Source organism: Streptomyces sp. NPDC008317, from assembly GCF_042955955.1.
In the GTDB taxonomy this organism is placed as follows: domain Bacteria; phylum Actinomycetota; class Actinomycetes; order Streptomycetales; family Streptomycetaceae; genus Actinacidiphila.
Genome location: NZ_JBIBFQ010000002.1, coordinates 463,037 through 482,259, shown reverse-complemented (window position 1 = coordinate 482,259; position 19,223 = coordinate 463,037). Strand labels below are relative to the sequence as shown.

Annotated in this window: 15 protein-coding genes and 1 pseudogene; 8 read left to right on the top strand and 8 right to left on the bottom strand. The window is 72.5% G+C overall.

From position 1 onward, the window contains the following. Positions 1 to 52 precede the first annotated feature (52 nt). Positions 53 to 565 carry a GNAT family N-acetyltransferase gene (locus ACFY9V_RS07195; protein ID WP_391043789.1) on the top strand — a complete coding sequence of 171 codons (513 nt, stop codon included), beginning with the start codon at positions 53 to 55 and terminating at the stop codon, positions 563 to 565. A 14-nt stretch (positions 566 to 579) separates the two neighbouring features. On the opposite strand, the gene ACFY9V_RS07190 is transcribed toward ACFY9V_RS07195, so the two are convergent. Beyond that, the gene (locus ACFY9V_RS07190; RefSeq protein WP_391159989.1) at positions 580 to 2,532 is read right to left on the bottom strand and encodes a hypothetical protein; all 1,953 of its coding nucleotides are present in this window, start codon (positions 2,530 to 2,532) and stop codon (positions 580 to 582) included. A 181-nt stretch (positions 2,533 to 2,713) separates the two neighbouring features. After that, positions 2,714 to 3,733 (bottom strand): glutamine synthetase, encoded by a 1,020-nt coding sequence (gene glnII, locus ACFY9V_RS07185; RefSeq protein WP_355334395.1) that lies wholly within the window; start codon positions 3,731 to 3,733, stop codon positions 2,714 to 2,716. A 1,772-nt stretch (positions 3,734 to 5,505) separates the two neighbouring features. Between glnII and ACFY9V_RS07180 the strand changes: the two genes are divergently transcribed. Next, positions 5,506 to 6,378 carry a Gfo/Idh/MocA family oxidoreductase gene (locus ACFY9V_RS07180; RefSeq protein WP_391160587.1) on the top strand — a complete coding sequence of 291 codons (873 nt, stop codon included), beginning with the start codon at positions 5,506 to 5,508 and terminating at the stop codon, positions 6,376 to 6,378. 27 nt (positions 6,379 to 6,405) lie between these two features. Here the strand turns inward: ACFY9V_RS07180 and ACFY9V_RS07175 are convergent, their stop codons facing one another. Beyond that, complete coding sequence (locus tag ACFY9V_RS07175) at positions 6,406 to 7,245, bottom strand: putative RNA methyltransferase (protein ID WP_391159987.1); 840 nt, start codon at positions 7,243 to 7,245, stop codon at positions 6,406 to 6,408. Positions 7,246 to 7,732: 487 nt separating this feature from the next. Here ACFY9V_RS07175 and ACFY9V_RS07170 point away from each other — a divergent pair, with 487 nt between their 5' ends. Then, on the top strand, positions 7,733 to 8,782 hold the full coding sequence (locus ACFY9V_RS07170) for a hypothetical protein (RefSeq protein ID WP_391159985.1): 1,050 nt from the start codon (positions 7,733 to 7,735) through the stop codon (positions 8,780 to 8,782). 153 nt (positions 8,783 to 8,935) lie between these two features. Continuing rightward, positions 8,936 to 10,181, top strand: a pseudogene (locus tag ACFY9V_RS07165) (transposase). A gap of 33 nt (positions 10,182 to 10,214) precedes the next feature. On the opposite strand, the gene ACFY9V_RS07160 reads toward ACFY9V_RS07165, so the two are convergent. Then, on the bottom strand, positions 10,215 to 11,441 hold the full coding sequence (locus ACFY9V_RS07160) for a cytochrome P450 (RefSeq protein ID WP_391159982.1): 1,227 nt from the start codon (positions 11,439 to 11,441) through the stop codon (positions 10,215 to 10,217). Positions 11,442 to 11,649: 208 nt separating this feature from the next. Then, positions 11,650 to 12,123 carry a group II truncated hemoglobin gene (locus ACFY9V_RS07155; protein WP_391159979.1) on the bottom strand — a complete coding sequence of 158 codons (474 nt, stop codon included), beginning with the start codon at positions 12,121 to 12,123 and terminating at the stop codon, positions 11,650 to 11,652. A gap of 236 nt (positions 12,124 to 12,359) precedes the next feature. Here ACFY9V_RS07155 and ACFY9V_RS07150 point away from each other — a divergent pair, with 236 nt between their 5' ends. After that, complete coding sequence (locus tag ACFY9V_RS07150; RefSeq protein ID WP_391159978.1) at positions 12,360 to 13,376, top strand: zinc-binding dehydrogenase; 1,017 nt, start codon at positions 12,360 to 12,362, stop codon at positions 13,374 to 13,376. 253 nt (positions 13,377 to 13,629) lie between these two features. After that, positions 13,630 to 14,415 (top strand): winged helix-turn-helix domain-containing protein, encoded by a 786-nt coding sequence (locus ACFY9V_RS07145; protein ID WP_355334384.1) that lies wholly within the window; start codon positions 13,630 to 13,632, stop codon positions 14,413 to 14,415. Positions 14,416 to 14,436: 21 nt separating this feature from the next. Here ACFY9V_RS07145 and ACFY9V_RS07140 read toward each other — a convergent pair whose 3' ends face one another. Continuing rightward, complete coding sequence (locus ACFY9V_RS07140; RefSeq protein WP_391159975.1) at positions 14,437 to 14,907, bottom strand: Clp protease N-terminal domain-containing protein; 471 nt, start codon at positions 14,905 to 14,907, stop codon at positions 14,437 to 14,439. Between the two features lie 8 nt (positions 14,908 to 14,915). Beyond that, a complete protein-coding gene (locus ACFY9V_RS07135; protein ID WP_355334380.1) occupies positions 14,916 to 15,119 on the bottom strand; it encodes a helix-turn-helix domain-containing protein in 204 nt (67 codons plus the stop codon). Positions 15,120 to 15,208: 89 nt separating this feature from the next. Between ACFY9V_RS07135 and ACFY9V_RS07130 the strand changes: the two genes are divergently transcribed. Then, the gene (locus tag ACFY9V_RS07130; protein WP_391159973.1) at positions 15,209 to 15,694 is read left to right on the top strand and encodes a DUF5990 family protein; all 486 of its coding nucleotides are present in this window, start codon (positions 15,209 to 15,211) and stop codon (positions 15,692 to 15,694) included. Positions 15,695 to 15,755: 61 nt separating this feature from the next. Here ACFY9V_RS07130 and ACFY9V_RS07125 read toward each other — a convergent pair whose 3' ends face one another. Further along, complete coding sequence (locus ACFY9V_RS07125) at positions 15,756 to 16,916, bottom strand: serine hydrolase (RefSeq protein WP_391159970.1); 1,161 nt, start codon at positions 16,914 to 16,916, stop codon at positions 15,756 to 15,758. 294 nt (positions 16,917 to 17,210) lie between these two features. Between ACFY9V_RS07125 and ACFY9V_RS07120 the strand changes: the two genes are divergently transcribed. Further along, positions 17,211 to 19,193: a discoidin domain-containing protein gene (locus ACFY9V_RS07120; RefSeq protein ID WP_391159969.1), complete on the top strand. Its 1,983-nt coding sequence runs from the start codon at positions 17,211 to 17,213 to the stop codon at positions 19,191 to 19,193. The last annotated feature ends 30 nt before the right edge of the window (positions 19,194 to 19,223 follow it).

Genomic DNA, 19,223 nt, shown 5'->3' with positions numbered 1-19,223 from the left:
CGGGTCGTACGCCGGAGGGAACCAATGTTGCCCTGGATGCGTCCACGCCCATATGAGCTCCCCGCACATCAGGGTCCGCCCTGCCACGCCCGAAGACCTGAGCGCGATATCGGACATCCACGCCCGCGCCCGCGCCAGCTACTACGCGGGCCACCTCCCGGCCGAGGAGTACAGCGGCCCCGCGGAGCTGGAACGACAGCGCGTGGGGACGGCCAGGGCCATCTCCTCGGACGACCGGACCGTGCTGTGCGCGGTCAGGGACGACCGGGTGGTCGGCTTCGCCGTGCTCGCCGCCCGCCATGACGAGGACACCCTCTTCCACTTCCACATCGACCCCTCCGTCTGGCGCACCGGCACCGGCACCGCCCTGCACCGCGCCTGCGTCGCCGTCTGGCAGGCCGCGGGCCTCACCACCGCCCGCCTGGAGGTCTTCGCCCCCAACGCCCGCGCCCGCGCCTTCTACACCCACCAGGGCTGGCAGGAAGACGGCCGCACCGGCGACCACGTCCGCATGCGCCTCACCGTCCCCACCCCGGCCCCCACCCCCCAACCGGCCCACGAATAGCCCGGCCCCGGCCGCTACGAGGCGGGGAGCGGGGTCAGGGTGGCGCCGGTGGTGAGGTGGGCGGTGAGGGTGGCGCGAGTGCCGCGGGGGGCGCGGGTGGAGAGGTAGGGGCCGTCGGCGGAGGCGTGGACGCCCGCGGTGGCGGTGATCCGGGTGACGTCGCGGCTGCCCGCGGCGACGAGGTACCAGTGGGAGCGGGGGGACTGCCACATGACGCCCGCCATGACGTGCTGGCCGAAGCGGCTGCACGCGTTGCCGTCGGTCTGCCGGCCGGCGACGGTGCCGGGCGCGGCGGCGGGGGAGGACGGCGGGACGAAGGTCACGGTGGCCTGCCCCGGGCCGCGCCAGGTGTCGGCGCGGGCGCAGGTCCAGGACGCCTCGCCGCCGCCCTCGGGCAGCGGGGTACGGGCGAACTCCCAGTTGTTGACGGCCTTCACGCCCTGCCCGCGCAACTCGCCCAGATAGCAGGCGTTGTGCGCCCAACTGACCAGCGCCTGAGCCCCGGTGGCCTCACGCGGCTGCCGCGCCGGGACACCGCCGCCCGGAGGCGGGGTGTACGTGAGGTGGACCGGCGACAGGTCGCCGAGGTCGGTCAGCAGGAAGGTGTGGCTCTCCACGATCCTCGAGGACGACTTGAGCTGCACCACCGGCCAGGCGCTGCCGCACCCACCCGCGGCGGCCCCCGCGCCCGGCATCCGTACCGGATCGGTCACCCCGTCCGCGTCGCGGTGCAGCGGCGCGCCGAGGACGTTGGGCCGCATCAGATCGCGGGTCTGCGCGTCCGCGATCCACGGGGCGGTCAGGAAACGGGTGTTGCCGTCCGCCCGGTCGACCACGACCGCCGCCGCCGTCGTCACATCGGCGTCCTGCACCTGCGCGAAGTCCAGCGCGGCGCGCCCCGAACCGCTGCGCGGCTGCGCGTAACGGACGATCCGCAGACCGTCGTAGAAGATCACCACCGCCGCCGCGTCGACATTCCCCGCGAAGAGCAACTGCGGCGGCTGGGCAGGGGCGTTGCGCGGAGTGCCGGGCGTCGAGGAGACGTCCACGTCCGCGCCGGGGCGTGCCCACACCGCGAGCGCCCGGCCGAGCAGCGCCTTGTCGTCGGCCCGGCCGCCGCGCGCGGGCCACGCCGTGAAGTCCATCCGCGCGGTCGACGCCCACAGCGCCGCGTCCGGCCGTACGAGAGCGGCCGGATCGAGCGCGCGGGCCGCGTCCCCCGCCCCGGACGCGGGAGAGCCCGGCGCCGCGTACGACGCCGTACCGCCGTCGCCGCCGCTGCCCCACACCGCCCAGCCGGACACCAGCACGGCGGCCACCGCGACGGCCGCCCCGGTCACCAGCCCCGCGCGCCTGCGCTGCCTGCGCCGCAGCAGGTCGGTCGGCCCCACCTGGAGCGTGCAGGGATCGAACTCACCGGCCGTCAGCAGGTGTTGGCCGCCCTTGACGGCCGCCGCCGCCCGCATCGCGCCGCGCGGATCGGCCGCGCCCGCGGCCCTCAGCACGGCCAGCACCTCGGCGTCGGCCAACTCCTCGACCCCGCGCAGCGCGAACGCCGCCCGCGCCTCGGGCGCCAACTCCGCCAGCGCCCGGTCCAGCGCCAACTCCTCGCTGCCGCCCGCCCGCGGATGCAGCCGCAAGCCGACGACCTGCGGCAGCGCCGTACCACCGGCGGCGGCCGTACGCACACGCTCCCGCCAGCCCCAACGGCCGCCGCCGTGCCGCCCGTAGGCCAGCGCCTCGCGCAACACCTCGTGCCGCAGCAGCGCGTACGCCTCAGCGCGCGGCCCGTCCGTCGCACCCGCCGTCCCCGGCGGATACCGCCGGTCGCGCGGCAGCGACCGCTGCACCAGGCGGTGCGCGGTCAGCACTCTGCGATGCGTGCCGAGCGCGGTGGGCAGCGCCAGATACGCCAGCCGTACCAGGCGCGGGTAGTGCTCGACGAGCGCCGCCTCCGCCTCTTCCACAGCGACCGGGCCGGGCTCGTCATCGGCGGAATCGCTTTCTGCTGAGCGCGTGTTCACGCCCCGTCAAACGAGTGGATCATCCGATGGTCACGAGATACCGCTCGCGCGCGGCGGTCCCGACGCGCCGGGGCGCCCGTCACCTGACCGTGACGGGCGCCCTGTACAACGGAGTTGACGCAGGTCAGACCAGTCCGGCCTTCTCCAGCGCCGTACCGCACGTGTCCACCATGAGCCGCGTCACCACGTACGGGTCCATGTTCGCGTTCGGGCGGCGGTCCTCGATGTAGCCCTTCTGGTCCACCTCGACCTGCCACGGGATACGCACCGACGCGCCGCGGTTGGAGACGCCGTAGCTGTACTCGTTCCACGGAGCCGTCTCGTGCGCGCCGGTCAGCCGCGCCTCGACGCCGACGCCGTAGTTCTTGATGTGCTCCAGCGGCTTGTCGTCGCGGCCCAGCGACTCGGCGGCCTCGATGATCGCCTCGTAGCCCTCGCGCATCGCCTTGGTGGAGAAGTTCGTGTGCGCGCCCGCGCCGTTCCAGTCGCCCTTGGCGGGCTTCGGGTCCAGCGTCGCCGAGACGCCGAAGTCCTCCGCCGTGCGGTACAGCAGCCAGCGCGCCACCCACAGGTGGTCGGAGACCTCCAGCGGGCTCAGCGGCCCGACCTGGAACTCCCACTGCCCCGGCATGACCTCGGCGTTGATCCCCGAGATGCCCAGGCCCGCGGCCAGGCAGTTCTCCAGGTGCTTCTCGACCACCGGACGGCCGAAGATCTCGTCCGCGCCGACCCCGCAGTAGTAGCCGCCCTGCGGCGCCGGGTACCCGCCCTCGGGGAACCCGAGCGGACGCGAGCCCTGGAAGAACGTGTACTCCTGCTCGATGCCGAACAGCGACTCCTGCGCCGCGAACTTCTCCGCCACCTCGCGCAGCGCGGCCCGCGTGTTGGACTCGTGCGGCGTCCCGTCGATGTTGAAGACCTCGCACATCACCAGGACGTCGTCCCCGCCGCGGATCGGGTCGGGGAACGAGGAGACCGGCTTGAGTACGCGGTCGGACGCGTGGCCCTCCGCCTGGTTGGTGCTGGAACCGTCGAAGCCCCAGATCGGGAGCTCGGCGCCGTCGGCCAGGATGCGCGTCTTGGAACGCAGCTTCGCGGTCGGCAGGGTGCCGTCTATCCAGATGTACTCAGCCTTGTAGGTCACGGGACGCCATCCTTAACGAACAGTCTTCGCGGGTGCTGGCCGAGCTGCGCTGATCGAGCCACCCGCAGCGTCGCAAAATCCCTTTTCCCGACTGTTGCCCCCGTGTTAACCCACTGTGAACGCCCCTACGTGACCAGCGGCAACGCCCCAGGAGCCCCGCCTGTCACCGCTGCGCGGTGGGCTTCGCCGCTGGGGTGCGTTTGCACGAGGGGCTGCGCCCCTGCGGCCCCGCTGCGCAGGTGGGTTCGCCGCTGGGGTGTGTTTAGGCGTGGGGCTGCGCCCTTGGGTCAGGGCTGCGCAGGTGGGGTCCACTGCTGGGGTGCGTTTGTGCGTGGGGCTAAGCCCTTGGGCCACGTTTGCGCGAGGTGGGTTCGCCGGTAGCCATGGAGCCGAAGGGCGCGCCGGTGTTGAAAGGGAGAACGCGCACAGAGAGCGAGGAACGAGGGAACGAGCACGATCGACTGTCGACACCGGGTCTAAGCGCCCGGAGGCGGAAGGGCGGCAAAAAAAGGGGATCGGGGTGCGCAGAGAAAGGACGGCTCCCCCGCAGGGCGAGATTGCGCGAGACGGTTCGCACGACGGTGAACTGGTACGAGTCGGCACCCACCACGGTCAACTGACCCCGGGGGGCAGGCACCCCACGGCGACCTCACGCGAGACGGCACCCACCCACGGCGAACACGTACGTGTGAGCCGTCCTGCGTGAGCCCACCGTGCGAGGAACCGCCTCCCGCATCCTCACCGTGCGTGCGAGCCCTCTTGCGTCAGCTCACCGCGATCCCCTTTTTTTGCCGCCCTCTCGCCTCCGGCGGCTTAAATCCGGTGTCGACGGTCGATCGTGCTCGCTCCCTCGTTCCTCGGTCGCTGTGCGCGTTCTCCCTTTCAACACCGGCGCCGCCTTCGGCTCGCTGGCTACCGGCGAACCCACCTGCGTAAACACACCCCAGCGGCCAACCCCACTGCGCAGCCGCACCCAGCGGCGAACCCCACCGCGCAGCGGTGCCATAGGGGCGAACCCACCTCACGCAAGCGCACCCCAGGAGCCCAGCCCCCCCGCGCAGGGGCACCCGTGCAGCGAACCCCGGCGCGTGGCGGTGACCTGGCGGCGAACCCCACCGCGCAGCGGTGCCGTTGGGGCGCAGCCCCCTGCGCAGCCGCACCCGTGCGGCAAACCCCACCGCGTATGCGTCAGGTCACCATTACGGCGAACCGCGGGTGGGAGCCCTCATACGTCAGTTCAGCGTCACGGCGGACCGTGCGTGGGAGCCGTCTTTCCTATGCTCACCGCGATCCCCTTTTTTTGCCGCCCTCTCGCCTCCGGCGGCTTAAATCCGGTGTCGACGGTCGATCGTGCTCGCTCCCTCGTTCCTCGGTCGCTGTGCGCGTTCTCCCTTTCGACACCGGCGCCGCCTTCGGCTCCATGGCTACCGGCGAACCCACCTCGCGCAGCGGTACCGGAGGGGCGCAGCCCCCCGCGCAAACGCACCCCACCGGCGAACCCCAGCGCGCAGCGGTGCCGTAGGGGCGAACCCACCTCACGCAAGCGCACCCCAGGAGCCCAGCCCCCCGCGCAGGGTCACCCGTGCAGCGAACCCCGGCGCGTGGCGGTGACCTGGCGGCGAACCCCACCGCGCAGCGGTACCGGAGGAGCGCAGCCCCTCGCGCAGCCGCACCCCAGGAGCCCAGCCCCCCTCGCGCAGCCGCACCCCGGCGGCGGACCCCGCCGGGTAGCCGTGACCGGGCGGGACGCCGGTAGGCTCGCCGTCATGACCATGCGCTTCGGACTTCTCGGCACCGGCCCCTGGGCCCGGCTCGCCCATGGACCCGCTCTCGCCGCCCACCCGGAGGTGGAATTCGTCGGGGTCTGGGGCCGGAGGCCGGAGGCGGCGGCTGAGGTGGCGGCGCAGTTCGGTGCGCGGGCGTACGGGGACGCGGAGGCGCTGATCGCGGATGTGGACGCGGTGGCGGTCGCGCTGCCGCCGCATTTGCAGGCGCCGTTGGCGGTGGCGGCGGCCCGCGCGGGCCGCCACGTGCTGCTGGACAAGCCGGTGGCGACGACCGTGGAGGACGCGAAGGCGGTGGCCGAGGCCGTCACGGCGGCCGGAGTCGGGTCGGTGGTCTTCTTCACCCTGCGCTTCGACCCGGCGACAGCCGGGTGGATCGAGGAGCAGGCGGCGCGCGGCGAGTGGTACACCGGCCGCGCGGACTGGTACAGCGCCGTCTTCACCGGAGACGAGAACCCCTTCGCGGACTCGCCGTGGCGGCGGGAGAAGGGCGGCCTGTGGGACGTCGGCCCGCACGCGCTGTCCGTCCTGCTGCCCGTACTCGGGGACGTCACCGCCGTCACCGCGGCCAACGGCCCCGGCGACACCGTACATTTGACGCTCCGTCACGAATCCGGTGCCTCCAGCACCTCCACCCTCACGCTGACCGCGCCGCCCGCCGCCGCGGGCGTGGTCATCGAACTGCGCGGCGGCCAGGGCGTCGTGACCTACCCCGACGGCGTCGCGGGCGAGGCGACGGCTTCCCTGGCCCACGCCATCACCGCGCTCACCTCCGGCACTCCGCACGCCTGCGACGCCCGCTTCGGCCTGCGCGTCACCGAGATCCTGGCGGCGGCGGAGTCGGCCCTGGACAGGTCCTAGGCCAGCGCCGACTCCGCCGCCGGACGGTCACCGCGGCCGGTAGACGGTGGCCAGGACGGAGACGGTCACGTGACCTGGCAGCGGGCCGCTCACGGCGTCCGCGCGGCTCACGTGGCGGGCGCTCGGTGACATGCCCACCAGGTCCAGGGCGTCGGACCCGGTGAGCGGGGCGAGGTAGTCGACCCGCTCGGTCCTGGCGGCCATGAAGTGGGGGTCGAGGGCGTGGTGCAGGCGTTGTTCCTTGGCGGGGTCGACGGTGACCATGGCCCGTACGCGGTGCCGCAGTTCGGTCAGGTGGCGGTCGGTCGGACGGACGACGATCAGGCGGCCCGTCGGGCGCAGGACCCGGCGGAATTCGGCCGGGTTGCGGGGCGCGAAGACGTTCAGTACGAGGTCGGCCGCGCGGTCGGCGACCGGGAAGCGGCGGGAGACGTCCCAGCTCGCCGCGGCGGCTCGTTCGTGGGCGCGGGCGGCCGAGCGCAGGGCGCGTACCGAGGCGTCGAGCCCCAGGCCGCGGGCGTCGGTGAGCCGGGCGAGTACACCGACCAGGTAGTAGCCCGTGCCGCAGCCGACGTCCAGGACGGTGCCCGGCCCGGCGTCGGCGGCCAGTCGGGCCACGGCGTGCCGGATGGGGAGGTAGGCGCCGGTGGCCAGGAAGCGGGCGCGGGCCTGTGCCATGGCGGCGTCGTCGGCGCTGACGGCGCGGGTGCCGGTCAGCAGGCCGACGTAGCCGTGGCGGGCGAGGTCGAAGGTGTGGCCCGCGGGGCAGCGCAACGCGCCCCGGTCCGGCCGGAGGGGGCCGCGGCAGATCGGGCAGCGCAGGACATCGAGGATCTGTGCGAGGGCAGGCGGAAGCGGCACGGGCATGGCGAGCACTCCTGGCAACGGTGAAAGGAAGGGACCGCGCCCGCGCGCGCCCGGATTCCCGCTCCGCGGGCGGAACGAGCCAGAAGGCGGCGTTATGGGCACACCGAGGAGGGCGACGCCGTCCGGCATCGCCCTCGAAGTCTCCCGGTCACGGGAAGCAGTGGTGCGGGGTGCTCATGAATGCCACGCCTTCAGTTTACGAGCAGAGGTGAACCCTGGTGTCCACCGAAGGCGTCAGCGGAGCCGAGAGAATGACGGCCCATTCGCCGGAGTCGGAGTCCGAGCTGGAACCGGAGTCAAGAACCCGAGCTGGAACCGGAGTCAAGCTTGGCGTTTAACGTCCAGCTTCGAACAGACGAGCCTGACGATCACGCGTCCGCGCGGCCTCGCGTTCACCCCTGCCGTGCGAGAGATGTGTCTCGACAGCGATGTCGGTCCGCTCGGGCATGATCTACTCCGATCGGACTCAGCGGTGGGGTGATGTGACGTGGGCGAGTGGCAAACCGATCCAACGTTCGCGATGTGCCGGGCTTTGACGGGCGGGGCAGACCTGTCCTCGTTCGTGGGCGGGCCGTTCGATGTACGTGCGGTGGTGGCCGCCGTACGGCCCGAGGTCAAGGACGGATTCTTGCTCGACGAAGTCCCCTGGGAGAACTTTCCGCGGGGGGATCACGTCAGGGAGGCCATTCAGCTGCTCCACACCGGCGGCTCGCCCGTTCGCGCCGGAACGGGTGTTGTGAGTGGGATGTGCGCCAACGACATGCGGGCGGCCGCCGTGCTTGCCGTGCCGTTCCTGATCCGGATCGCTGCCGATACCCACCACCCTTGCCGTGCCGACACGCTCGCCGAAGTCTCCTCTCCAGCTCGCGCCCGCTACTTCGGCGTCGCCACCCGCGGCGAACTGCTGCTCCACCGCGCCGATCCCCAGAACGACCGCCTCTACGACGACTACGGCGTCGAGGTGACCGGCTACCCGGCGGGCTGGTCGGTTGCCGCCGCTCGGGCCGCGATCACCGCCGACGCCACCCTCCTGAAGCCTCTTCTGCACGACCCCGACCCTGCGATCCGGATCCGTGCCGCCTACGCACTGGCCGCCGCCACCGACCTGGATCACGCGGTCCGTGCAGCCTTCCGCGACCGGCTCGACGCCGAGCAGGACCCGATCGTCCACGCCGCCCTGGTCTTCGCCACAGCCGAAGCCACCCGCACCCAACCCCATCCGCCGACCACCGTGTGGATGCGCGAGCGCTGGGGGGACCGAACGCAAGCGTCCGAGGCCCGGCTGGCCGCCGCGATCGGCTGGCTCTGCCTCACCGACGAACCCGCCCCCGACGACCTGCGCTCAGCCGTCGACCAACTCGCCACCAATGAGCGCGCCCGCGCCATGGACGACCTGCCTTGGATGGCTGCCGCCAGCGGATCGAACGAGACGGGACTGCGGCGCTGCGTCCGAGAGATGCTTCACCCCGAACACCCCGAACACCCCGAACACCCTGATCAGCTGGAGCACGACGACCCATGGGCCCCGCAATCCTGACGCCGGAAGCAGACCCCCGCCTGCGTTCGGCTTCGACAGGCGGACCAGATGATCACTCCTCCGGGTGTCTCAGGGGACGGCGATACGGCCTCTACGTGATCCTGAACTCGACCAAGAGGAACAGGACTTGACGCGAAGGCTGTGCTGGTGGGTGTGGTGCAAGAGGGCGGGCGGTGCGATCAGTTCGCGGAGCTGTCCCGCTTCCGGGGGGGCTTCTACGACTGCCTGACCGGGCGGCGCGACGCGCTGTTCGAGCTCGCCGACGCGGTGCTGTGCACCTACGGGCCGGTGAGGACGCTGGTGGACCTGGCGCTCGCGCCCGAGCACCGGCGCGGACACGGCGCCCTGTACGGCGCGCTGAACCGGGGCTGCCTGGACGTCGGCCGGCTGCGGACCGCGCTGGCCGGCCTGCCGCTGCCGCGCGCCGCCGACGGCCGCCTGGTGCTCGCTGTGGACGTCTCACCGTGGCTGCGGCCGGACGCCGCCACCTGCCCGGACGGTCGTTCTGCCACACCTACGGCCGCGGCGACGCCAAGCACCAGATGATCCCCGGCTGGCCCTACTCGTTCGTCGTCGCGCTGGAGACCGGCCGCACCTCGTGGACGGCCGTCCTGGACGCGGTGCGACTGGAGCCCGGCGCCGATCTGGCCGGGGGCCGCCCGCCCAAGCACGGCGGGGAGTTCGTATTCGGCGACCCCGCCACCTGGGGCGACGAGCAGGCGGTCACCACCACCGAAACCGCCGCTACGGCACCGCCGTCGCCCAGGCGTGGGACCGGCTCCACCCCCGGCTGACCCGCCGCGCGGCCTGGCTGGAGCACGACGGGCCGCTGCCAGTCATCGAGGGCATGGTGATCCGCCTGGCCGTCGAGAAGCTGCCCAGCCGTGGGGTGAACCGGCCAGTCCGGCTGTGGTGGTCGCGCACCGGTGCGAGCCCGGCCGACGTGGACCTCTGCTGGCAGTCGTTCCTACGCAGGTTCGACCTGGAGCACACGTTCCGCCTGCTCAAGCAGACTCTCGGCTGGACCCGGCCCCGCCTCCGCGACTCGACGGCGGCTGATCGTTGGACCTGGCTCGTCGTCGCCGTGCACACCCAGCTCCGCCTCGCCCGACCGCTGGTCGCCGACCTTCGACGGCCCTGGGAGCGGCCGGCGGAACCGAACAAACTCACCCCCGCCCGCGTCCGCCGAGGGTTCAGGAACCTCCACACGAAGGCACCCTCACCAGCGCGTGCACCGAAACCCACCCGCCCCGGCCCGGGCCGGCCGCCCGGGTCGAAGAATCAGCGGCCCGCCACTCGCTACGAGGTGGGAAGAGTCCTGGCCACCGGCGAGGCGTACGCCCGGCCCGCCCATCACAAGAAGGGCACCAAGCCACGACGAACCGCTACAAACGGATAAACGACAAGTTAAGAACCCGAGCTGGAACCGGAGTCAAGAACCCGAGCCCGAACCGGAAACCCACAGTTCGCTGGCGCTGTTGATGATGAACGACCGCACCGGGCACCCCGACGGCCGTGACAACCGCAGTTTCGGGAAGTGCTCGAACAGGACGCTCAGCGCGATCTCGCCCTCCAGTCGCGCCAGTCCGGCGCCAATGCAGAAGTGCTGGCCGTTGCCGAAGGAGAGCTGGCGGGAATTGGGGCGCGCGACGTCGAAGCTGTCGGCGTCGGGGAACTGCTGGTCGTCACGGCCGGCCGCGGCGTAGGAGGCGAGCATGGCCTCGCCGCGCCGGATCACCACGTCGCCGACCGGGATGTCCTCGAGGGCGTAGCGCAGCGGGAAGTGGCCGACCGGGCAGTCGTAACGCACGACCTCCTCGATGACGGAGCCCCAGGAGACCTCGCCGGACCGGGCCCGTGCCAGTTGTCCCGGGTTGGCGAGCAGCGCCCTGACCGCGTTGGTGATCAGATTGACGGTGGTCTCGTGGCCGCCCACCAGCACGGTGAGCATGATGACCACGACCTCGTCCTCGCTCAGCCGGTCGCCTTCCTCGCTGGCGGCGATCAGCGCGCTGGTCAGGTCGTCGCCGGGGCTCTCGCGCTTGGCCTGTGCCGCCTCGGCGAGCAGGACCAGGAGCTGGTCCTGGGCCTCCTGCGTCTGGTTGCCCTTGGCCGCGGGGTGGCTGCTGAGCACGGCGTCGGAGAGCGTACGCAGCCGCTCGCCGTCCATCGGCGGCAGGCCCAGCAGTTCGGCGATCACCTTGACCGGCAGCGGGAGCGCGTAATCCTCGCGCAGGTCGAACTCGTCGCCGCGCGCGGCCGCTTCGTCCAGCAGGCGGTGCGCCAGCTCCTCGATCCGCGGGCGCAGCGCGGCGGTTCGGCGGGGCGTCATCGCCTGGCCCGCGAGCGCGCGCAGCCGCCGGTGCTCGGCGCCGTCCCGCGTGAGTATCCCGGGGAGGCTGACGAAGTTCAGCAGCGGCCAGTCCTCGGGCAGCCGCCCCTCGGTGTTGCGCGGCCACTGCCGCGGGTCCTTCGACACCCGCGGGTCGACCAGCAGTTGCCGCAGCGTCTCGTGGTGCGTGACGGCCCAGGCCGGTACCCCGCCGGGCAGTTCCACCAGCGCCACCGGGCCGAGCGCGCGCAGCTTGACGTTCTCCTCGTGCTGGTTCTGGCCGAAATGATCGAGCAGTAACGGTGTCAGCGTTTCGGAGGTTTTCATGCCCGGCACCATAACAAGCGCACTCGCCGGGCGAACAGCTGCCCAAAAGGGCTACGACTCCGAACTCGGCCGTCCCTTAAAGGGGTTGAGCGGTGAATGCGCAAACGTCCACCTGCCGATTCCCGCCGGGGAGAATTTCGGACGGGGCTATTCCGAATATGCCCGCCGGAGCCGTCGGCGACGAATTTTTACTCACGGAATACCCGGACTACCGCGTCAGCCCGTCCCAGCCCCAGTGCGGTACGGGACCCGGGTCGCCGAGATCGGAACTCTCCTGGTGGGAGACCGACATGGCGATCCGCGTGCCCCACTCGATGTACTCGGCGAAGCGCTGCCGCAGCAACGCGTCGGCGGGCAGCTCCTTCACGGCGGTCGCGAGCATCAACTCCACCCAGCGCGCCCGCTGTTCCTCGGTGATCCGCAGGTCCAGGTGCTGGGAGAGCAGGGCCTGGTGGCCGCCGAGGCGGGCGGTGTACTCGGCGGGGCCGCCGAAGACCTCCGTGAGCCAGACGACGACATGGTCGACATGGGCCTGGGTGAAGTGCACGAAGACCGGGGCGAGGAGCGGATCGACGAGGACCTGCTCGTAGAAGCTGTCGATGAGGCGGCGCAGGGCGTCACTGCCGCCGACCGCCTCGTAGAAGGTGCCGGTGCGGTCGACGGGGGAATCCGGAGTGGTCATGGGCGCTCCAGGTCGTGCCGGTGGTCGCGGCCGGGGATGTCCCGGCCGCCTCATAGCCGCGGCCAGGGGGCAGCCCGGCCGGTGGTCCCGGCCAGAGTCGGCCTGGCCGGTGCTTTGCGGCCAAGGATCACCCGGCCGCCCGGCGGGCACCGGGATTTACGCGGCGGGCGGATCAAATGGACCAGTGGATTCCGGCCACGGGGAAGAAACGGGCGGGCACGTCACTTGTACGCGGCATGAAGGCGATCACTTACACCAGCAACGGCGGCCCCGACGTCCTCACGCTCACCGAGCGCCCGGTCCCGGAGCCGGGACCCGGCGAGGTACGGGTCCGCGTCCACGTCTCCGGCGTCAACCCGACGGACTGGAAGTCGCGGCGCAACACCGCCCCCGCCTCGGCGCAGGTGCCGAACCAGGACGGCTCCGGCGTCATCGACGCGGTCGGCTCCGGCGTCCCCGAGACGCGGATCGGCGAGCGCGTCTGGATCTGGGAGGCCGCGTACGGCCGCGCGGACGGCACCGCGCAGGAGTACGTGGCGCTGCCCGCGGGCCAGGCCGTCGCCCTGCCCGACCACGCCTCCTTCGACCTCGGCGCGAGCCTCGGCATCCCCGCCCTCACCGCGCACCGCGCCCTCACCGTCGCGGACGGCGGCCCCGAGCGGCTCGCCCCCGGCGCCCTCGACGGACGTACGGTCCTGGTCGCGGGCGGCGCGGGCGCCGTCGGCAACGCCGCGATCCAGCTCGCCCGCTGGGCCGGGGCCACCGTCGTCAGCACGGTCAGCGGACCCGCCAAGGGCGACCTCGCGCGGGCCGCGGGAGCCCATCACGTCGTGGACTACCGCGCCCAGGACGCCGCCGCCGAGATCCGCCGGATCGCCCCGGACGGCGTCGACATCGTGGTCGAGGTCGCCCCGGCCGCCAACGCCGCCCTCGACCGGGCCGTCGCCGCCCCCGACGCCGTCATCGCCTTCTACGCCGACGACGACGCCTCGGCCGCCGTGCCGGTCCGCCCCTCCATGGCGCTCAACCTCCGCTGGCAGGGCGTCCTGGTCTACACGGTCCCGCCCGCCGCCAAGGCCCACGCCGTCGCGGCGGTCACGGCCGCCGTCGCCGACGACGCCCTCCACGCGGGCCCCGACGCCGGGCTGCCCTTCCACCGCTTCCCGCTCGCCGAGACCGCCCGAGCCCACCAGGCGGTGGAGGACAGCGTCATCGGCAAGGTGCTCATCGACGTGGCCGCGCCCACCGGCTGACGCCTCGTCACACGAGCAGCCGGTCCAACCGGCCTGGGCCCGCCGTCCGTTGCGCGGGCCCGGGCTCGGGGCCGAAGGACGGTTCCCGCCGACGGTCGAACCCGCACCGCCGCCCGTCCCCGCACCGACGCCCAACCCCGTATCCACCCCCGTCCCCGCACCGACGCCCGTCCCCGTAGCGCCTCGGACCCCGCGCCCTCCCGCCCCCGGCCTTTCGGTGGCCGCCGAAACGTCGCGGGGCGAGGATGGGGACATGACCACCCGCACCAGGACCCCGGGGGCGCCGAGGACCGGCGACCCCCGTACGCCCGCGCTCGCCGACCCCGCCGTCCCCCGGCTCGCGGCCCTCGCCGCGCTCCTGGCCGACGAGACCAGGGCCGCGGTCTGCCTGGCGCTGCTGGACAAGCGGGCCTGGACCAGCGGGGAGCTGGCCCGGCACTGCGGGGTCGCGCCGTCCACCATGAGCGAGCACCTGACCCGCCTGGTCGACGGCGGGCTGCTGGCCCGCGAACACCAGGGGCGGCACCGTTACGTACGCCTGGCCGGCCCCGAAGCGGCTCGATTCGTCGAGGACATGGCGGAACGGGTGGCCGTCGCCGTACCCCGGACCACCGGCGCCGGGCTGCGGGCGCACAGCGCGGGCCGGGCGATGGCGCGCGGCCGTACGTGCTACGACCACCTCGCCGGCCGGCTGGGCGTGGCCCTCACCGACGCGCTGACCGGCAACGGCCTGCTCCGGCAGGACACCGGCTTCGCCCTCACCGACGACGGCGTGGCCTGGTTCACCGGCCTCGGCGCGGATCTGTCCGGGCCGCCCTCGTCCCGCCGCCCGCTGGCCCGTCCCTGTCTCGACTGGACCGAGCGGCGCCCCCACCTGGGCGGCACCGCGGGCGCCGAACTCTGCCGCCTCGTCCTCACCCGCGCCTGGGCCACCCGTATCGGCACCGGCCGCGCGGTGAAGGTCACGGCGCTCGGCGAGCGCGAACTCCACCGGGTCCTGGGCATCGCGCCGCACGATCTGGCTCCGGCGGAGGCGTAGGACCGCCCGGCGGCGGTGGGCTCAGCAGCCCGCCAGGCGTTCGCGGACGGTGGCCGGGTCGAGGTCCAGCGCGCTGAGCAGCGTCGCGGCGGGGTCGGGGTGCGGGGCGGGCAGGAGCGCGAGCAGCAGATGGCGGGGCTCGATACGGCGTCCGCGCCGCTCGCGCTCGGCCTCGCGCTTGGCGGCGACGACGGTCGCGCGGGCGGCCGAATTGAGGGTGATACGCCGCCGGCCGCGGACCGGCGGCGGGGCGAGGGGGATGTCGAGGTGGATGCCGAGCGAGCCGAGGGCGGCCCGGTCGAGCGCTTCGAGGGCCGCGTGCCCCTCGGCGAGGGTGACGCCGAGGGCGCGGGCGGGCTGGCCGGACTCGTCGCGGAGCAGCGCGAGCAGCAGGTGATCGGTGCCGATCCGGCGGTCGCCGCGCCGGGCGGCCTCCTCGCCCGCCTGTTCCATGACGAGCTTGAACCGGGCGTGAGCGGTGTTCTCCGGCATCGGGGGCCTCACTTTCCGTACTTCGCGTGCACCGACTGACGCGACACCCCGAGGGCGTCGCCGATCTGCTCCCACGACCAGCCCTTCCGGCGGGCCAGCGCCACATGCGCGGCCTCGACCTGTTCGGCGAGCCGGTGCAGCGCGCCGACGGCCCGCAGGCCGACCGCGGGGTCGTCCGAGTTCACGGCCGCGGAGACACTGTTGGTATCCATGGGTGTCAGGCTAGGCTGACGCGCGATGTCGCGTCAATCCAAACTGACAAACCCGTCCGGCCGGATGTGCGGAATGCCAGAATGACCGCATGGCCCCAGCGACGCCCGGCACCTCCACGCCCGTCACGCTCCGCATCGAAGGCACCGACCTTCCCGGTCGCGCCTGCGCCGCCGCCCCCGGCTTCCCCGGATACACGGACATCCGCGTCGCCGTTCAACGGCGCGCGAAACCGGGGGAGTTGCTCGACCCGACCCCCGGCGACGCGGACCGCGCCGTATGGACGCTGGAGTGCGTCGCGCGGACGGTCGCGGACGGCGCCGAGCTGACCGGCCCGTACGTGCAGGGCGGGCCGGGCGGGCGCTTCGTCTATCTGTCGTGGGGCGGGGTCGGCGCGGACGGGTCCTTCGCGGTGTTCCGCCGCGCCAAGCTGCTGCTCGAAGCCGTCGAGCCGGACGTGCTCGCCGCCGCCGTACGGTCCGGGCGGCTCACCGGGCGCCTCGGCCTCACCGACCCCGAGGGGCACCCGCTGTGCGCCCGCGTCGTACCGCCGGTCATCGCCTGGTCGGCGGGCTGAGCGCCGGAGTCCCGGGCACCCCTGGGCGGCTTCCTGGCTTCCTACGGGACGGGCCTTCTCCTTACGTCACGGCCTGCGCCGCCGCCTCCGCGACCCGTTCCACCAGCGCGATCCCGTCCTGCTCCGACACATGGCCGCCGGAGAGCACCGCGACCAGCAGCGTATGGCCGTCGTGCTCGACCTTCCCGATGCTGTTGACGTCCCACAGGCCGGTGGCGCTCCGCGGCAGCCAGCCGTTCTTGAGCGCGTAGTCGCCGCCGTCGGAGTCGGCGGCCGACACGCCCCACCGCTGGTCGGCGGTGACCGCGTGCATCAGGTCCGAGATGTAGTCGCGTGAGGCGGCGCTGAGCGGGGAGTCGTCGCCGTCGCCGTAGACCGCGCGCAGCAGGGTGATCTGGTCGGCGGCGGTGGTCTGGGTCAGGCCCCACAATTCGCCGCTGCCGGGGGTGGTGTGGCTCAGGCCGAGCGAGGCGTTGGCGGACGCCAGCCCCGGGCCGCCGCCGATGGCCTCCCACAGCGCGAGCGCCGCGTCGTTGTCGCTCTGCTCGATCATGTCGGTGGCCAAGTCGCGCTGTTCGGAGGTCAGTTGGGTGCCCGCGCGCTGATGCCGGAGCAGCAGCGCCGCCAGGATGTCGACCTTGACGATGCTCGCGGTGTCGTACGCCGTCGTGTCGCCGCTGTCGTACGTGGCGACCGTGCTGCCGCTGTCGTCGTTGTCCCCGCCCAGTTCGGTCACGGCGACCGAGAAGTGCCCGGAGCCGGTGTCGGAAAGGGCCTTGATCGCCGTGCGCAGCTCGGCCTGGGTGTCCCGCGCGGGTGTGGCCGTCGTCTTCTGCGGGGGAGCGGCCGAGGGGGAGGGCGGAGTGGTGGTCGGCGGAGTGGTGGTCGAGGGCGTGGCGGTCGAGGGCGCCTGCGCCGGGGTGAAGGGCTTCGCGGTGGTGGGGGCGGGGGAGGGGGACGCCTTGTCCGTCGCGCCGCTGGTCGCCTTTCCGTCCGCCCCGGCCCGCGCGGACGGCGACTGGATGACGGTGGCCAGCGTCAGCACCGCGATCACCGCGAGTGTCGTGGTGGACACCACGAGGGGCCGCCGGGTCCACCAGTGCGCGGCGGCCCCGCTCCCCGTCTCGTTCCCGGCATCGTCCCAGGCTGTGTCCGCGGCCACGTCTCCGGCCCCGCTCCCGGCGTCACCCCCAGCTCCGCCGGACGTCTGTTCGTCATCCATGCGGAGGACCGTATGAATCGTTTCTTGGATTCCGCTGAGATCCCGGTTCCAATCTTGTGAACCTTTGCGCCCATCCCGCGCGGCACCACCGAAAACCACGACAGAACGGTTCTTGCGTCATCTCTGTCAATTATTTCGCCTGCTGCGCGATCTATTGCGCTCACGTAACCCTGTCGTTACGATCCCCCGCACCAGACTTCCGGCCCCTGCCGCAGAGCACTCGCCCGAGCACTCACCCGAGTGCCCGACGGCCGCGCGGGCGGCGGGAGTTGACAGCCGATCGGAGGAGTCCAGATGGGTGTCACACGCCGGGTCTTCCTGCAAGCCGCCATAGCGGCCACTGCGGCAGGAACCCTAGGTGTCGCGGAGACCGCCGCCGCGGGCAGCGCGACAGCGGCCAGCGGGCCGGGAGACGTGGTCGGGAAGGTCACGGTCGGCTATCAGGGCTGGTTCGCCTGCATCGGCGACGGCGCCCCGATCAACGGCTGGTGGCACTGGACGCAGAACTGGGGCCAGACCCCGTCACCGTCCAACACCGGCATCAGTAGCTGGCCGGACATGCGCGAGTACACCCACACCTACCAGACGGGATACGCCGCCCTCGGCAACGGCCAGCCCGCGACGCTCTTCTCGTCCTACGACCAGCAGACCGTCGACACGCACTTCCAGTGGATGCAGCAGTACGGCATCGACACCGCCGCGCTCCAGCGCTTCAACCCCACCGGCGGCGAAGGCCCGACGCGCGACGCGATGGCCACCAAGGTGCGCAGCGCCGCGGAGTCGCACAGCCGGAAGTTCTACATCATGTACGACGTCACCGGCTGGACGAACATGCAGTCCGAGATCAAGACGGACTGGACCAACAAGATGAAGGCCCACACGGCCTCCTCGGCGTACGCGACGCAGAACGGCAAGCCGGTCGTCTGCATCTGGGGCTTCGGCTTCAACGACAACAACCACCCGTTCAGCACCGACGCCTGCATCGACGTCATCAACTGGTTCAAGGGACAGGGCTGTTACGTCATCGGCGGGGTGCCGCGCGAGTGGCGCACCGGCGGCGCGGGCACGCGCACCGGCTACTCGGACGTCTACCACGCGTTCAACATGATCTCGCCGTGGATGGTCGGCGCGATCGGCAACGCGGGCGACTCCGACAACGCCTACAACACCTACACCGTCGGCGACGAGGCCGACTGCGCCGCGCACGGCATCGACTACCAGCCGTGCGTCCTGCCCGGTGACGTCTCCGGACGGCAGCGCGCGCACGGCGACTTCATGTGGCGGCAGTTCTACAACGTCTGCCGGGCCGGGGTGCAGGGCATCTACATCTCGATGTTCGACGAGTACAACGAGGGCAACCAGATCGCCAAGACCGCCGAGTCCCAGGCGTGGACGCCCACCAACTCCGGCTTCCTGGCGCTGGACGAGGACGGTACGGCCTGCTCCTCGGACTACTACCTGCGGCTGACCGGCGACGGCGGCAAGATGCTCAAGGGCCAGATCGCCCTCACCGCGGTCCGCCCCACCCAGCCGCTGGTCTCCGGCGGCGGCGACACCGTACCGCCGACCGCGCCCGGCACGCTGCACGTCACCGGGCACACCGACACCACCGCCGCGCTGGCCTGGACCGCCTCGACCGACAACGTCGGCGTCACCGGCTACCGGATCATGCGGGTCACCGGCTCCACCAGCACCCAGGCGGGCAGCGCGGCGGGCAACGCCACGACCGCCACCGTCACCGGGCTCAGCCCGTCCACCGCCTACGCCTTCACCGTCCAGGCCGTCGACGCGGCGGGCAACGTGTCCCCCGCGTCCAACCAGGTCAGCGTCACCACCGACGCGACGACCGTGCCGCCGGGCACCAACCTCGCCCTGGGCAAGGCCACTTCGGAGAGCAGCCACACCCAGGTCTACGGCTCGGGCAACGTGGTCGACGGCGATCCCAACTCGTACTGGGAGAGCAACAACAACGCCTTCCCGCAGTGGATCCAGGTCGACCTCGGCCTCACCACCACCGTCAAGCGGCTGGTGCTCAAGCTGCCGCCGCCCACCGCCTGGAGCACCCGCTCCCAGACCATCTCCGTACAGGCCGGCCCCAGCGTCCCGCTGACCACCCAGATCCCCGCGCAGAACTACACGTTCAACCCCGCGTCGGGGAACTCCGTGACGATCAACCTGCCGTCGGCGGTCACCGCGCGCTACGTGCGGCTGAACTTCACCGCCAACACCGGCTGGCCCGCCGGGCAGCTCTCCGAACTGGAGGTCTACAGCGCCTGACCGGAGTGCGACCCGAGCCGTTCGTGATGC

What these genes read in the sequence shown, in the direction of transcription:
- ACFY9V_RS07195 (WP_391043789.1), top strand. Translation starts at nt 53, where the DNA reads ATGAGCTCCCCGCACATCAGGGTCCGCCCTGCCACGCCCGAAGACCTG.
- ACFY9V_RS07180 (WP_391160587.1), top strand. Translation starts at nt 5,506, where the DNA reads ATGCGCTTCGGACTTCTCGGCACCGGCCCCTGGGCCCGGCTCGCCCAT.
- ACFY9V_RS07175 (WP_391159987.1), bottom strand. Translation starts at nt 7,245, where the DNA reads ATGCCCGTGCCGCTTCCGCCTGCCCTCGCACAGATCCTCGATGTCCTG.
- ACFY9V_RS07160 (WP_391159982.1), bottom strand. Translation starts at nt 11,441, where the DNA reads ATGAAAACCTCCGAAACGCTGACACCGTTACTGCTCGATCATTTCGGC.
- ACFY9V_RS07155 (WP_391159979.1), bottom strand. Translation starts at nt 12,123, where the DNA reads ATGACCACTCCGGATTCCCCCGTCGACCGCACCGGCACCTTCTACGAG.
- ACFY9V_RS07150 (WP_391159978.1), top strand. Translation starts at nt 12,360, where the DNA reads ATGAAGGCGATCACTTACACCAGCAACGGCGGCCCCGACGTCCTCACG.
- ACFY9V_RS07145 (WP_355334384.1), top strand. Translation starts at nt 13,630, where the DNA reads ATGACCACCCGCACCAGGACCCCGGGGGCGCCGAGGACCGGCGACCCC.
- ACFY9V_RS07140 (WP_391159975.1), bottom strand. Translation starts at nt 14,907, where the DNA reads ATGCCGGAGAACACCGCTCACGCCCGGTTCAAGCTCGTCATGGAACAG.
- ACFY9V_RS07135 (WP_355334380.1), bottom strand. Translation starts at nt 15,119, where the DNA reads ATGGATACCAACAGTGTCTCCGCGGCCGTGAACTCGGACGACCCCGCG.
- ACFY9V_RS07130 (WP_391159973.1), top strand. Translation starts at nt 15,209, where the DNA reads ATGGCCCCAGCGACGCCCGGCACCTCCACGCCCGTCACGCTCCGCATC.
- ACFY9V_RS07125 (WP_391159970.1), bottom strand. Translation starts at nt 16,916, where the DNA reads ATGGATGACGAACAGACGTCCGGCGGAGCTGGGGGTGACGCCGGGAGC.
- ACFY9V_RS07120 (WP_391159969.1), top strand. Translation starts at nt 17,211, where the DNA reads ATGGGTGTCACACGCCGGGTCTTCCTGCAAGCCGCCATAGCGGCCACT.